The sequence below is a fragment of the Arthrobacter globiformis genome (assembly GCF_030815865.1).
In the GTDB taxonomy this organism is placed as follows: Bacteria; Actinomycetota; Actinomycetes; order Actinomycetales; family Micrococcaceae; genus Arthrobacter; species Arthrobacter globiformis_B.
In genome coordinates this window covers 3,671,536-3,685,265 of sequence record NZ_JAUSXI010000001.1, presented here as the reverse complement: position 1 = coordinate 3,685,265, position 13,730 = coordinate 3,671,536, and the positions used below count along the sequence as shown (strand labels likewise).

Sequence of the window (13,730 nt, the reverse complement as noted above, 5' to 3'; positions counted from 1 at the left end):
GGCCCTCGCCGGCGTGGGCCCAGCATCGCCATAGAATGGACAGATGACCTTAAGCGTTGCGCTCGGCCCTGACACCCAGGAGAGCATCCAGACCGGAACGGCGGTGTCCACCGACACCCTGACCGCCCCGGACGTCCCTTGGAACCTTGTCATCTGGAATGACCCCGTTAATCTCATGAGCTACGTCAGCTACGTGTTCCAGAGCTATTTCGGTTACTCGGAAACAAAAGCCAACAAGCTGATGCTTGAGGTCCACAGGAAGGGCCGGTCCATCGTTGCCCACGGCAGCAAGGAACAGGTGGAGCAGCACGCGGTCGCGATGCACGGGTTCGGCCTGTGGGCCACTGTGGAGAAGGCCACCGGCGGAGACAGCGGGGGCGGCAAACGCGGCGGCCCGGGCAAGGGCAAGGGAAAACGTGGCTAAGGCTTTCAAACACGGACTCAAAGGCATCACCGGTTTCCTGGAACCGGCCGAGAGGGAACTGCTGCGCAGCCTGTTCGCCGACGTCATCTCCATGCTGGAGCCGGCGGATCGCGGCTCCGAGGACCCGCTCGCCGCGATGATCGGACTGGACATGGAGGTCCGGGAACCGTCGGACCGTGCCCTCCGCCGGCTGCTGCCCAACGCAGTGAAGGACGACGCCGGGGCCTCGCTTGAGTTCCGCCAGCTCACCGAACGCTCACTGCGGGAAAGCAAGATCGGCGCGCTGCGCGCCGCCGCGCTGGGCCTGGACAAGGATGAGCTCGTCCTGACCCCGTCTGATGCCCGGCACTGGTCCACGGCGCTGAACGACGTGCGGCTGGTGCTCGCCGAGCGGCTCGACATCCGGGACGAGGCGGATGCGGACCACGTCCACCAGATGCAGGACTGGTCCCAGGCCGAGGACGTGGAAAGCTACCTCGCCCTGGTCTACAACTTCACCACGTGGCTGCAGGAGTCCCTCGTGCAGGCGATGCTGCAGTCACTGGACACGCGGCCCTGAGCCGTTCGGGCGGTGACCGGTGCCGCCACTGGGCGGTTCCAGTAGCGAGCCGTTTCGGCCGCCGGATGTGACAAATTCGACATGAGTCGCTGGCCACAAGTGATGGCCGCACCTCACGGGAAGACCTATCCTCAAATAATCATGACTTCAGCATCGAGCATGGATCCGGCAGCGGGAGCTGCAGCGGAGTCCGCAACGGCCGACGGCGTAAATGTGGGATCGCTGCCGATCGGCGTCTTCGACTCCGGGGTCGGCGGCCTCACGGTGGCACGGTCGATCATCGACCAGCTGCCGAACGAATCCATCCTCTACGTCGGCGACACCGCCCACGGCCCGTACGGGCCGCTGCCCATCGCGGAGGTGCGCGCCAACGCCCTCGGCGTCATGGACGAACTCGTGGACTCCGGCGTCAAGCTGCTTACCATCGCCTGCAACTCGGCGTCGGCCGCGGTGCTCCGTGACGCCCGTGAGCGCTACACGGCGCGTTACGGAATTCCTGTCATCGAGGTGATCCAGCCGGCCGTGCGCCGCGCCGTCGCGGCCACCCGCACCGGCCGGGTGGGTGTGATCGGCACCTCCGCCACCGTGGGCTCCCGGGCCTACGAGGACACGTTCGCCGCGGCGCCTGACCTGGTTATCACCTCCGTGGCCTGCCCTGCATTCGTGCCGTACGTGGAGGCCGGCATCACCACGGGGCCGGAACTGCTCGACATCGCCCGCGAGTACCTTGAGCCGCTGAAAGCCGCGGGCGTGGACACCGTGGTGCTGGGCTGCACGCACTATCCGCTCCTGACCGGCGTGATCTCCTACGTCATGGGCGAGGACGTCACGCTGGTCTCCAGCGCCGAGGAAACCGCCAAGGACGTCTACCGGGCGCTGGCCAGCAACGGCCTCGAACGGACGGACCCGGCCCCGCCGGAGCACAGCTTCATCGCCACCGGCGATCCCGGTCAGTTCGAAGCGCTGGCCCGCAGGTTCCTGGGGCCGGAGGTGCTCAGCGTGAAGCACGTGGACCATGTCGCAGCGCAGTACCCCACGGGCAGCCTGGCACGGATCACCCCCGAAATGATCGCCGCCGCGCGGAACGCGGCCGCCCGCCCGCGCATCTCCAACTTCGTCGGGCAGGCTGCGGGCAGCGGAGCATCCCTCGGGGGGCCGTTCCTGTGAAGCTCACCATCGTCGGCTGCACGGGCTCATTTCCCGGACCCGGATCGCCCGCCTCCTGCTACCTGCTGACCGCCAATGACGGCGAACGGGTGTGGAAGGTGGTCATGGACCTCGGCAGCGGGGCCCTGGGCGCCATCCAGCGGTACACCGACCTCGAGGACATCGACGCGATTTTCCTCACTCACCTGCACCCCGATCACTGCATGGACCTCTGCGGCCTGCACGTGGCGGTGCGCTGGAAGCCCGGCGGCTGGGACCGGGGAAGGATCCCCGTCTGGGGCCCCGCCGCCACCGCCGACAGGATGGCAACTGCCTACGGGCTGGACCTGGATCCGGGGATGCACGAGGAGTTCGACTTCACGAACTGGACCGAGCGCCAGTCCGTCACCGTCGGCCCCTTCACTGTCACGCCCTTCACAGTGAACCACCCGGTGGAGGAGGCCTATGCGCTGCGCGTGGAGGTGAATGAGCCGGACGCCGCCGGGAATGGCGTGACCCGCGTGCTGACCTATTCAGGCGACACGGATTCGTGCCGCGGGCTGGAGGAGGCGGCCAAGGACGCCGACCTCTTCCTTTGCGAGGCGGCCTTCGAGGAGGGCCGTGACGACGGCATCAAAGACGTCCATCTCACCGGAAAACGGGCCGCTGAAGCCGCTACTGCCGCAGGCGCCCGCCGCCTTCTCCTTACTCACATTCCGGTGTGGACGTCGCAGACCAAGGTCATGGCCGAGGCGCGTCCCGCCTTCGCCGGTGACGTGGCCGTGGCCGTGGCGGGCGTGCACTACACGGTCTGAGCAGCTTCCTGGGCCGGCCGGGTGCAGCCCGATAAATCGATAAGCTAAAGGCATGACTTCCGAAGCAACCACTGCCCCCGTCATCCGTGCCGACGGCCGCACCCCGGACCAGCTCCGGCCCATCAGCATCACCCGCGGCTGGTCCAAGCAGGCCGAAGGATCGGCCCTCATCGAGTTCGGCAACACCCGGGTCCTGTGCACCGCTTCCCTCACCGAAGGTGTTCCGCGCTGGCTCAAGGGCGAAGGCCGCGGCTGGGTGACCGCCGAGTACGCCATGCTCCCGCGTGCCACGAACACCCGCTCGGACCGCGAGTCCGTCAAAGGCAAGATCGGCGGCCGCACCCACGAGATCTCCCGCCTGATCGGGCGCTCGCTGCGGTCGATCATCGACACCAAAGCCCTGGGGGAGAACACCATCGTCCTGGACTGTGATGTCCTGCAGGCCGACGGCGGTACGCGGACGGCGGCCATCACCGGCGCCTACGTGGCGCTCGCCGAGGCCATCCGCTTTGCCCGCGAGAACAAGATGATCGCCCGCAACGCCCAGCCGCTGGTCGACACCATCGCCGCCGTGTCCGTGGGGATCATCGACGGTATCCCGATGCTGGACCTGCCGTACATTGAGGATGTGCGGGCCGAAACCGACATGAACGTCGTGGTGACCGGCTCCGGCAAGTTCGTGGAGGTCCAGGGCACGGCCGAGGGCGCCCCCTTTGACCGGGACGAGCTCAACAAGCTGCTGGACCTGGCACTGCTGGGGACGGAACAGCTGGCCGCGATCCAGCGCGAAACCCTGGCCGAGGCGCCGTGAGTGGCGACAGCGGCGTGCCCGCGACGGGAGCGGCACCCCGGCTGGTGCTGGCCACGCGCAACGCCGGGAAACTGCGGGAGCTGCGGGAGCTGCTGCGCGGGCAGATCCCAGGGCTCGACGTCGACACGCAGGTGGTGGACGCGGCCGCCGTCGGAGCCCCGGACGTGGCGGAAACCGGGGTGACCTTTGCGGAAAATTCACTGCTGAAGGCGCGGGCGGTCGCCGAGGCTACGGGGCTGGTGGCCATCGCCGACGACTCCGGGCTGTCAGTGGATGTCCTCGGCGGCGCGCCGGGGATCTTCTCCGCGCGCTGGGCCGGCCGGCACGGTGACGACGACGCCAACCTGCACCTGCTGCTGGCCCAGCTGGCGGACGTGCCGGACGGCCACCGCGGTGCCGCCTTCGTGTGCGCGGCGGCCCTCGCCGTACCGGAGTCGGCCTCCGCGGACGGGGCCCGCGAAGTGGTGGAGTACGGGCAGCTGGCCGGCACGCTGCTGCGCGAACCGCGCGGCGCAGGCGGGTTCGGCTACGACCCCGTCCTGGAACCCCTGGGCCTGGACCGGAGCTGCGCCGAGCTCAGCCCGGAGGAGAAAAACGCCATCAGCCACCGTGGCATGGCGTTCCGTGCGCTGCTTCCCTCGATCGTCGAGGCCCTGCGGTAATTCCGCGAACAGTTGGTTTTTGAAAAGAAGGGCACCTCAGTTCTGAGGTGCCCTTCCGCGTTTCAGGGTTCCGGCTCGCCATGAAAGCGTGCCGGAACGCCCGTCAGTCCAGGTTGGTTTTGCGCTCGGCCTCGGGCTCGTGCTCCTCGATGAACTCTTCCACCGGGTCCGTCCCGAAGTGCGCGGCCTCGCGCTTGGCGGTCATGCCGCGCACAACTTCAATGCCGACAGGAATCACCGAGAGCAGGACAATGACGATGAAGATGATGTCCAGGTTTTCCCGCACCCACGGAATCTTGTCGCCCAGCACGTAGCCGAGAAGCGTCACGCCGCCGCCCCAGAGGAAGGCGCCGATGACGTTAAAGAGGAAGAACTTCCGCTTGTCCATCTGGGCAACACCCACGATGACCGGGACAAAGGTGCGGATAATGGGCACAAAGCGTGCCAGGATCAGGGCCTTGCCGCCGTGCTTTTCGAAGAACTTGTGCGCACTGTCAACGTTCTCACGCTTGAACAGCCTGGAGTCCGGCTTGTTGAAGATGGCGGGACCCGCCTTGGACCCGATGAGGTAGCCCGTCTGGTTGCCGATGATAGCGGACACAATGATCAGCGCGGCGAAGAGCCAGATGTTGAATTTGATGGTGTCCGTGGCCACGAGCAGGCCCGCCGTAAACAGCATGGAATCCCCGGGCAGGAAGAATCCGATCAGCAGCCCGGTTTCGGCGAAGATAATCCCGCACACCAGGAGAACAACCCACGGGGCAAGGGCCGGGTCGGCGAGGAAGACCTGGGGGTTGAGCCAATCGGGCAGGAATGATGCCAGATGCGGCTGGACGGGGCCGGCGCCACCCAGCGCGGGCACGGCAAAGTCGCTCAATGCATTAAAGTTCACGTTTCAAGGGTACTTGACGGGCTCCGCGCCCCCGCCGGGCTACAGTTGTCCCCGTGAGTTTGGACTTTACGGCGATCGACTTCGAGACCGCCAACGGCTTCCGCGGTTCGCCGTGCGCCGTTGGCCTCACCAAGGTCCGCGGCGGCGTCATCGTCGAGGAGGCCTCTTGGCTGATGCGGCCGCCCGAAAACCACGACTCGTTCGACTACCACAACGTCCGCGTCCACGGCATCAGGCCCGAACAGGTGGCCGGCCGGCCCCGCTTCGGGGAGCTGTTCCCGGAGATCGGCGCGTTCATCGGCGGTGACATCCTCGCGGCCCACAATGCCGCCTTCGACCTCGGCGTGATCCGCTCCGGGCTTGAGGTCTCGGGGCTTCCCGGTCCCGCCTACGACTACGTATGCACTGTGATGCTGTCCCGGCGCTGCTACTCCCTGGTGTCCAATTCCCTGCCCTTTGCCGCCGAGGAGGCAGGCGTGCCGCTCGTGAACCACCACGACGCCGCCGAGGATGCCCGGGCGTGCGCCGGCATCCTCATCGACATCGCGGGGCGAAACCGGGCCAACAGCATCGCCGAGCTTTACCTTTCGCTGGGGCTGTCCCTACCTCAGCAGCCCGCGTTCGATCCGTCCAGCGGCGAGCTTTCCAAGGCGACCGTCTCAGCCCTCGCCGTCACTGGCGGCGCCAGTGCCGGCCGGGCGGTCCGGCCGTTCCGCAGCGGGTGGCCCGAGGAAGGGCCCAATCCCGAGCCCAATTCCGACGCTGAACCCGGGAACCCGCTGTTCGGCCAGACCGTCGTGTTCACCGGCCAGCTCGCGATGCCGCGGCCCGAAGCGAAGACCCGGTCCGCGGAACTGGGGGCGCGCCCGGAAAGCCGGGTCACGGCGCGGACCAGCGTCCTGGTGGTGGGCGACGGCTTCGTGGCCGGCGACCTGCGCTCCGGCCGGCTCACCGGCAAGGCCAAACGAGTGCTGGAGCTGCACGACCGCGGCCAGGCCATCGAGGTGATCTCCGAAGGGGAGTTCCTGCAGATGGTGGGCGGGGCGCCCGTACACATGGCGCAATAAAGCTTCCTCCGCCACGGCCCCTCTCCTAGCCTTGCCTCATGGGCAAACTACGCAAATTGGGCACACTGGGCGAACTGGGCAAGCTGGGCAGTCGGGGCAAACTGCGCAGTCAGGGCGGGCTGGGTTCCGTCTTCGCCTTTCCCAATCCGGTCAACGAATACGCGGCCCGCATCACCGCCGGGCTGGTGGTCCTGCTGGCCGCCGCGACGCTGCTCACCGGTTTCGGCTGGGGCCTGGCGGTTATTGCCGCCGGTTTTTGGCTGCGCGTGCTGTTCGGCCCGAGGATCTCCCCGCTCGCCCTGCTTTCTGTGAGGGTCCTCGCTCCGCGGCTGGGACGGGTCAAACTCGTGCCGGGCCCACCCAAACGTTTCGCCCAGGGCATCGGCGCCGCCATGTCCACTGCCGCCGCCGTCCTGCTGGCCGCCGGCTTGGCGCCTGCCGCGTGGATTTTGCTGGCTGTGCTGATTGTTGCCGCCTCACTGGAGGCCTTCGCCGGGTTCTGCCTCGGCTGTGCCATCTTCAGCCTGCTGCAGCGCCGCGGCCTCATACCGGAGGACATCTGCGAGGCCTGCAACAACATTTCGCTTAGGCAGACGTAACGGCAACCAACTGCCCGGCCATGCCGCGGATCACCTCGGGGGCCTCCAGCGCTTCCAGCCAGTCCGCGGGCAGGCAGTCCGTGCCGTAGTACGCACCCAGGATGTTGCCCGCGATGGAGCCGGTGGAATCGCTGTCGCCGCTGTGGTTGATGGCCAGGGCGATGGCGGCCTTGAAGTGGGCCACCGGGTCGGGCTCGCCATTTACCTCTGATTGGGTGGCAGTCGCCAGGACCGCATAAAGTCCGACGGCGAGGGCCTCCTCCGCCACCCAGCCCTCACCGAGTGCACGGACCAATTCCTCGGGGCTGAGCACCGAACCGGGCACCGAACTGGACACCGGGTCCGCGCCGGCCTGGCCGGCGAGGCGGATTGCGGCATCCAGCCGCTCGCGGAGTTCGGGCGCTGCCCCGTCATCGGCGAGCACACGGGCGAGTGCGGCCTGTGATGCCTCGGCCAGGTTGCTGCCCTGGACCAGGGAATGGATGAGCAGGCTGAAAGCGCCGGCGCTCTGCCGGGCGGAGGGATGCCCATGGGTGAGCGATGCTGCGTCCGAGCTCAACTTGTACACGGACTCCGCCGGAATGTGCGGCACCAGGCCGAACGGCGCGGATCGCATGACGGTTCCGCAGCCCTTCGAATCGGGATTGACCGGCCGGACAATGGTCCCCATTTCGCCGGTGGCCAGCCCGCTCAGGCAGGCGTTGCCGGGTGCCCGCCGGTGCCGCAGCACCTCCTGGCCGTCAATCCAACGCGACTGCGGCCGCGGCGCGGATTCGGGAACGGCCACTCCCTGCGTGTCCAGCCAGCGCAGGTACGCAAGCCACACGCAGGCATTGGCGTCAGCACCAACACCCGAGTTGGCCCACTCCAGGGCTTCGACGATCCCGTCGACTGTGTACAGCGTCATCTGGGTGTCGTCCGAGAAGTGGGTCCCGCCGTCGAGCGCGGAAAAATCCCGGAGTCCGGCGGCGCCGAAACGGCGCCGGATCTCGTCTATGGGATCGAACTCGACGGCGTAGCCGAGCGAGTCGCCGAGGGCGCCGCCGAGCAGGCAGCCATGGATGCGGGACTCGGGGGACGGAACGGTGCGGGGAACGTTGCTCATGCAGGCAAATTTACCTGCCCGCCGGAGCTGTCCCGACTCTGTGATTCTGGATCCTGTGGTGCTGACCGCTGTGACCCCGGACCGTGCTGTGATGTCGCACTCCCAATGCCGGGGGTGCGGGCGCCGGACGATAAGCTCGGATTCAGCAACCGTCCAGACTTTGCTGCCAGACTGCTGGGGCCGGCTCCCGAAGCGAGCGGCATTCCCCGCAGACAGAAACAAAAGGATTCCCCCATGAGCACCCCTGTGTCCGTCCCCCCGACCGATGACCGGCATTCCGCCGGTGACAACGAATTCCGGCCTGGGCTCCTGTCCAGGCTCGGAGCGGAGGCGTTCGGAACGCTCTTTCTGGTGGTCGCCGGGCTGGGTGTGCCGCTCTTCACCCTGCCGCAGTCCAATCCGCTGCCCGGGGCCCTCGCCGGAGGCCTTGCCGTGACGGCGGCGATGCTGGCCTTCGCGTACATCTCCGGCGGGCATTTCAACCCGGCGATCACCCTGGGCAACCTCGTGGCGGGCAGGATCGGCATCGCCGCTGCAGCAGCGTACATCGGTGCGCAGCTGGTCGGCGCGGTAGCGGGCGCGCTCGCTTTGTTCGGCATCCTCCGCACCGTGCCCAACATCTCCGACGCCCGCACGGCATTTGATACCGTCACCGCCGGCTTCGGTGAGCACTCCGTGATCCAGACGTCGATGGCCGGCGTGCTGCTCGTGGAAGTGCTGGGAGCAGCCCTCCTGGTCGCTGTGTTCCTTGGCATGACGGCCCGCCGCAACAACCACGCGGCCGCTGCCCCCTTCGCCGTCGGGCTGGCATTTGCCGTGCTGCTGCAGCTGGGCCAGGCCCTTGGCAACGCGCCCTTCAACCCGGCCCGGGCCACCGCCTCGGCGCTGTTCAGCAGCAGCTGGGCGCTGGAGCAGCTGTGGCTTTTCTGGGTGGCCCCGATCGTCGGTGCCGGCATCGCTGGCCTTGTATTCCGTGGGTTCGCCGACGCCCGGGACCGCAGCGCCGCCGACGCGGGCGGGGCTGACCACGCCGACGTCGAGGCGGATCCCGAGTCTGAGCTCGGGGACGACTTCGACGGCGCCTCAGTCCAGGAAACAGCCGAAAAAACCGCGGCGGCCGCGGAAAGCCGGGCGGCAGAGCGGCATGTGGTTGACGGTCACGGGACCGATGCGGGCCGCACGGCCGCAGCGCCCGGTGCAGGCGGCGACGAGGCGCGCGACTTCTTCGACGGGCCGCGCAGCAAGGAGTCCTGACGCGCCGAGGCGCGGGGTCGGCTATTTTGTCGGTGCCCGCGTCTAGCTTATGAATATGCGGTTATTGCACACTTCCGACTGGCATCTGGGCCGGTCCTTCCACGGCGTCGGCATGCTGGACGCCCAGCGCGCCTTCGTCGACCAGCTGGTTGCCCGGGTCAGGGAACTCTCCGTCGACGTCGTGCTGATCGCCGGCGACGTCTACGACAGGGCACTGCCCGGCGTCGATGTCGTCAACCTCTTGGACGATGCCCTGGTCCGGTTGACCGGGGCAGGCGCACAGGTGGTGCTGACCAGCGGAAACCACGACTCCGCCATCCGGCTCGGCTTCGCCTCCCGGCTTCTGGAGAAGGGCGGCGTTCATCTGCGCACCCGCCTGCAGGAGCTGGACGTCCCCGTCCTGCTGCCACTCGGCGGCACGGGGACTGATTGTGTACTGGCCATTTACGGCATCCCTTGGCTCGAACCCCGGCTGGTCGCCGAGCAACTTGGAGTGGACACCGCCAGCCACTTCGAAGTCACCCGCGCCGCCACGGAACGCATCAGGGCCGACGTCGCCACCCGCAGCGAATCCCGGACGGTCCATTCCGTGGTGCTGGCACACACCTTCGCCAGCGGGGGCATCAGCTCGGACAGCGAACGCGACCTGAGCATCGGGGGAGTGGGCGCCGTGCCGCTGGACCTGTTTGGCGGCTTCAGCTACACAGCACTTGGCCATCTGCACGGTCGGCAGTCCCTCTCTGCCGAGGTGCGGTATTCGGGCTCTCCGCTGGCCTACTCGTTCTCCGAAGCGAAGCACCAAAAGGGCGGCTGGCTCGTTGACGTTGACGAGTCCGGGGTCACCGCCGTGGAGGAGATCCTCTGGGAGGCGCCGCGGAAACTTGCCGTCCTCCGGGGGACACTCGACGGGCTGCTGGAGTCCCCTGGGCACGCCTGGGCCGAGCAAGCCTACTGCCAGGTGACCCTGACGGACGCCCAGCGGCCGGCCCAGGCCATGGAGCGGCTGCGGGCCAGGTTCCCGGACACGCTCGTCCTCGGTTTCGAGCCGGAGGGGGCACCCGCCGCCTCCCAGGCGAGCTACAGCAGCCGGCTGGCGGAGGCGGAGGATGACCTCGCAGTCTGCTGCGGATTCCTCGAACACGTCCGCGGCCGGGAGCCGGAGACGGCGGAACAGGCCGCCCTCACCGAAGCTTTGGAGAACGTGCGTCTGCAGGAGGCATCACTGTGAGGATCCACCGTCTGGAAATCACTGCGTTCGGGCCGTTTGCCGGAACCGAGGAAATCGATTTTGACCGGCTGAGCGCCCACGGGCTGTTCCTGCTTAACGGGCCCACCGGCGCCGGCAAGACCAGCGTGCTGGATGCCATTTGCTACGCCCTCTACGGGTCCGTGCCGGGCGCGCGGCAGGACGGCAAGAGGCTGCGCAGCGACCACGCGGACTCGGCTGCCGAACCCCGCGTGACCTGCGAATTCACGGCCCGGGGCAGGCGTTTTGAGGTTTCCCGCTCGCCGGCCTGGGACAAGCCCAGCGCCCGCGGACGGAACGGGTTCACCACCCAGCAGGCCAAGACGCTGCTGCGCGAACGGGTGGCAGGTGCGTGGGTGGAAAAGTCCGGCCGGAACGACGAAGCCGGGGCGGAGATCACCGCGCTCCTCGGCATGGACCGGGAGCAGTTTACCCGCGTGGTTTTGCTCCCCCAGGGGGACTTCGCCGCGTTCCTCCGGTCCAAGGCTTCTGACCGCCTCGAACTGCTGCAGAAGCTCTTCGGGACCGAACGGTTCGAGGCAGTGGAGCGGGAGCTTGCGTTACAGGCCGCCGGGGCCGTAAGTGAAGTAGCCGATCTTGAGGGCAGGCTGGGCCTGCTGGTGGCGAGGGCCAGGGCGGAGGCCACGGCTCTCGAAGTCGACCCCGATGCGTCGCCGGAATCTGCCGGCGGTCGCGAACTCCTGTCATGGCTGGAGTCTGCAGCCTCGGAGCGTGCCTCGGCCCTGGCCGGGGAGGCAGAATCCGCCGAGGAGCAGCGCCGCGGGTGCACGGAGCGGCTCGAAGCGGAGCTGGCAAGGGAGGGAAGGCGCCTGAAGCTTGCTGCTGCCCTGCGCCGGAGGGCAGATGCAGAGGCCGCCGCCCCTGGACTGACCAGCGCCGGAGCCGCGCTTGACCTGCACCGGAAGGCCGAGCTCCTAGGCGGCCAGCTGAAGGCCGTGACCGCCGCCGAGTCCTTGTTTGCCCGGGCGGAAAGAGCCTTCGACCTCGCCTCTGCCGGCGTGCGGGAGGCAGCGAGCTCCAGCTCCGAACTGGCAGTTATGGAACACAGCACTGCAGAACACGGCACTGCAGAACACGGCGCCGTAATTGAACACAGCGCCGTCGACGTGGCCAGGGAGCTTTCGCGGCTGCGGGCGCTGGCCGCTGTGATCGGCGAACGCCTTGCCGATGAGGACCGGCTGGGTGGCCTGCACGCACGGGCCGCCGGGCTTGCGAAGCGGCGGCAGGAACTCACCCGTGCCGGAGATGACCACGCCGTCCGGCTGCTTTCCCTCCGCACCGAGATGGAGGCCCTGCGTGCAGCCCTTCAGCCGCTTGAACAGCTGGCAGGGGAATCCGTGCTGCGCACCAAGGAAGCGGCCGCCGCCGACGAGCTGGTGGACGTTGTCAGGCGTTACGGAATTGCTGCGGCCGGGTGCGCTGCCGTCACCGAGCGGCACCTCAAAGGCCGGGAACACCACCAGGAACTGCGCCGGCAATGGCTGGACGTCCGCGAGGAACGCCTGTCCAATGCGGCGGCCGAATTGGCTTCGCACCTGGAACGCGGCGCGCCCTGTCCCGTCTGCGGCAGCCCGGAGCACCCCGAGCCGGTTCCCGCCGGGGACTCCGTCCTGGGGCTTGCCGAGAAAGAGGAACGAGCCAAGGAGCGCAGCGAGGCGGCCGAGAGGGCGCTGTCTGCACTGGACGCGGAGCTCTCCGAGGCCAGGCAGCTGGTCGCCGTTCTCGCCGGCCAAGGCGGTGACACCGATCCCGCCGAAGCGGAGGAAGCCGCCCAGGCCGCCCGGGAAGCTGCTGCCGAGGCGGCAGCGGCCGTAGCGGAACTGGCAGCCAGCAGGAGCCGGCAGGAGGAACTTGCTGAGCGCATCGACACCACGGAGCAGGTGCGGGTGGACATGCTGTCGCAGTTGGCGCAAACAGAATCCGCCCTGACCGAAATCGAACGGCAGTCCGCCGCCCTGGAATCGTCGCTCGAAGCGCTTCGTGCCGGCCACGCCAGCCTCGGCCTCCGCAGCGACGCCATCGGGCAGGTTGTCGACATCCTGGAACAGGCTGATGCTGCCCGCGCGCAGCTGGATCACGCCGCGGCCCGCCTTGCTGAGGCGCGGACCCAGCTGGACCACGCACTTCCCGAGGCCGGATTTGAGTCCGCCGCTGACGCACGCCTGGCTCTCCTGCCGGCCCCGGAGGCGGCGAGGCTGGAGTCGGCCGTCCAGGCCGGGCGGGACGAGGAAGCGCGGCTGGAGGAACTGTTCGCCAGTGAAGAGCTCGTTGTCGCAGCAAAGGAACAAACAGCCAGGGAACACGAAAGTGGGTCCGCGACCACGCCAGCGGACCTGGACCTGCTGCGCACCGAAGCCGAACAGGCCGCCCAAGCAGCAAGGGACATCGAATTGGCGGCGGGCATGGCGCGGCAGGGCGCCAAGACCCTGGGACGCCTCCGTGCGGAGTATGGGGAACTCGCTGAATCCGGCCGGGAGCCCCGGGAACGCGCCGAAGTCCTGAAAGGCCTCGCCGAAGCGGCCCGCGGTTCCGGCGACAACAGCTACCGCATGAGCCTGAACGCGTATGTCCTGGCGGCACGGCTCGAGCAGGTTGCCATTGCCGCATCGGAAAGGCTTGTCGCCATGAGCGACGGCCGCTACACGCTGCAGCACTCGGACGCGAGGGCGGCCCGGAACGCCAAATCCGGGCTGGGGCTGGAAGTGGTGGACGAATGGACCGGCCGCCGCCGCGACACCTCGACGCTCTCCGGCGGGGAATCCTTCATGGCCTCGCTGTCGCTTGCCCTGGGCCTAGCGGACGTGGTGCAGCAGGAGGCCGGCGGTGTCGACATTGAAACCCTGTTCGTTGACGAGGGCTTCGGCAGCCTCGACGAGCAGGCACTGGAGCAGGTTATGGATGCACTGGAGGGCCTGCGTGACGGCGGCCGCGTGGTCGGCCTGGTGAGCCACGTGGGGGAGATGAAGCAGCGCATCGGCAGCCAGCTCCAGGTGGTGAAGCAGCGCAACGGCTCCACGGTGCACATCGTTGATGCGCTCGTAACGGCCTGAACCCGGCGATGCACGCCGCCAGACGGGCATCACGGGCGGTATCACTTCGGGCCGGGTTTCCGCCCACCGGGCGTCCCGC

The 13,730-nt window shown here is 68.2% G+C and carries 13 protein-coding genes; 11 read left to right on the top strand and 2 right to left on the bottom strand.

Annotated features, from left to right (window positions below; genetic code table 11):
- The first annotated feature begins 43 nt into the window (after positions 1-43).
- The 6 genes from clpS (at position 44) to rdgB (ending at position 4,417) form a co-directional block, all read left to right on the top strand.
- Positions 44-424 (top strand): ATP-dependent Clp protease adapter ClpS, encoded by a 381-nt coding sequence (clpS, locus tag QFZ33_RS17105; protein ID WP_214848029.1) that lies wholly within the window; start codon positions 44-46, stop codon positions 422-424.
- On the top strand, positions 417-983 hold the full coding sequence (locus QFZ33_RS17100) for a DUF2017 domain-containing protein (protein ID WP_307029389.1): 567 nt from the start codon (positions 417-419) through the stop codon (positions 981-983). Before clpS ends, QFZ33_RS17100 begins: the two co-directional genes overlap by 8 nt.
- A 141-nt stretch (positions 984-1,124) precedes the next feature.
- A complete protein-coding gene (gene murI / locus QFZ33_RS17095; RefSeq protein ID WP_373427290.1) occupies positions 1,125-2,150 on the top strand; it encodes a glutamate racemase in 1,026 nt (341 codons plus the stop codon).
- A complete protein-coding gene (locus QFZ33_RS17090) occupies positions 2,147-2,944 on the top strand; it encodes an MBL fold metallo-hydrolase (protein ID WP_307029387.1) in 798 nt (265 codons plus the stop codon). Before murI ends, QFZ33_RS17090 begins: the two co-directional genes overlap by 4 nt.
- A gap of 52 nt (positions 2,945-2,996) precedes the next feature.
- Positions 2,997-3,755, top strand: coding sequence for a ribonuclease PH (gene rph / locus QFZ33_RS17085; protein WP_078026682.1), 759 nt, complete (start codon positions 2,997-2,999; stop codon positions 3,753-3,755).
- Positions 3,752-4,417 (top strand): RdgB/HAM1 family non-canonical purine NTP pyrophosphatase, encoded by a 666-nt coding sequence (gene rdgB / locus QFZ33_RS17080; RefSeq protein ID WP_307029385.1) that lies wholly within the window; start codon positions 3,752-3,754, stop codon positions 4,415-4,417. The genes rph and rdgB overlap by 4 nt, the downstream gene beginning before the upstream one ends.
- A gap of 103 nt (positions 4,418-4,520) precedes the next feature.
- Here rdgB and QFZ33_RS17075 read toward each other — a convergent pair whose 3' ends face one another.
- Complete coding sequence (locus tag QFZ33_RS17075) at positions 4,521-5,294, bottom strand: VTT domain-containing protein (RefSeq protein ID WP_307031874.1); 774 nt, start codon at positions 5,292-5,294, stop codon at positions 4,521-4,523.
- Between the two features lie 68 nt (positions 5,295-5,362).
- On the opposite strand from QFZ33_RS17075, the gene QFZ33_RS17070 reads away from it, so the two are divergent.
- A complete protein-coding gene (locus tag QFZ33_RS17070; RefSeq protein WP_307029383.1) occupies positions 5,363-6,376 on the top strand; it encodes an exonuclease domain-containing protein in 1,014 nt (337 codons plus the stop codon).
- Between the two features lie 119 nt (positions 6,377-6,495).
- Positions 6,496-6,975, top strand: coding sequence for a DUF4395 domain-containing protein (locus QFZ33_RS17065; RefSeq protein WP_307031872.1), 480 nt, complete (start codon positions 6,496-6,498; stop codon positions 6,973-6,975).
- On the opposite strand, the gene QFZ33_RS17060 is transcribed toward QFZ33_RS17065, so the two are convergent.
- Entirely contained in the window at positions 6,962-8,080 is a 1,119-nt protein-coding gene (locus QFZ33_RS17060; RefSeq protein WP_307029381.1) for an ADP-ribosylglycohydrolase family protein, read from the bottom strand. The two genes, QFZ33_RS17065 and QFZ33_RS17060, sit on opposite strands and share 14 nt — an antisense overlap.
- 234 nt (positions 8,081-8,314) lie before the next feature.
- Between QFZ33_RS17060 and QFZ33_RS17055 the strand changes: the two genes are divergently transcribed.
- The 3 genes from QFZ33_RS17055 to QFZ33_RS17045 are packed head-to-tail and all read left to right on the top strand — an operon-like array spanning position 8,315 to position 13,651.
- Entirely contained in the window at positions 8,315-9,334 is a 1,020-nt protein-coding gene (locus tag QFZ33_RS17055; RefSeq protein ID WP_307029379.1) for an MIP/aquaporin family protein, read from the top strand.
- A 55-nt stretch (positions 9,335-9,389) separates the two neighbouring features.
- Entirely contained in the window at positions 9,390-10,562 is a 1,173-nt protein-coding gene (locus tag QFZ33_RS17050; protein ID WP_307029376.1) for an exonuclease SbcCD subunit D, read from the top strand.
- A complete protein-coding gene (locus tag QFZ33_RS17045) occupies positions 10,559-13,651 on the top strand; it encodes an AAA family ATPase (RefSeq protein ID WP_307029374.1) in 3,093 nt (1,030 codons plus the stop codon). Before QFZ33_RS17050 ends, QFZ33_RS17045 begins: the two co-directional genes overlap by 4 nt.
- Positions 13,652-13,730: the final 79 nt, after the last annotated feature.

Coding starts and splice junctions, on each gene's coding strand:
- rph (WP_078026682.1), top strand. CDS start 2,997: ATGACTTCCGAAGCAACCACTGCCCCCGTCATCCGTGCCGACGGCCGC.
- clpS (WP_214848029.1), top strand. CDS start 44: ATGACCTTAAGCGTTGCGCTCGGCCCTGACACCCAGGAGAGCATCCAG.
- QFZ33_RS17060 (WP_307029381.1), bottom strand. CDS start 8,080: ATGAGCAACGTTCCCCGCACCGTTCCGTCCCCCGAGTCCCGCATCCAT.
- QFZ33_RS17050 (WP_307029376.1), top strand. CDS start 9,390: ATGCGGTTATTGCACACTTCCGACTGGCATCTGGGCCGGTCCTTCCAC.
- QFZ33_RS17055 (WP_307029379.1), top strand. CDS start 8,315: ATGAGCACCCCTGTGTCCGTCCCCCCGACCGATGACCGGCATTCCGCC.
- murI (WP_373427290.1), top strand. CDS start 1,125: ATGACTTCAGCATCGAGCATGGATCCGGCAGCGGGAGCTGCAGCGGAG.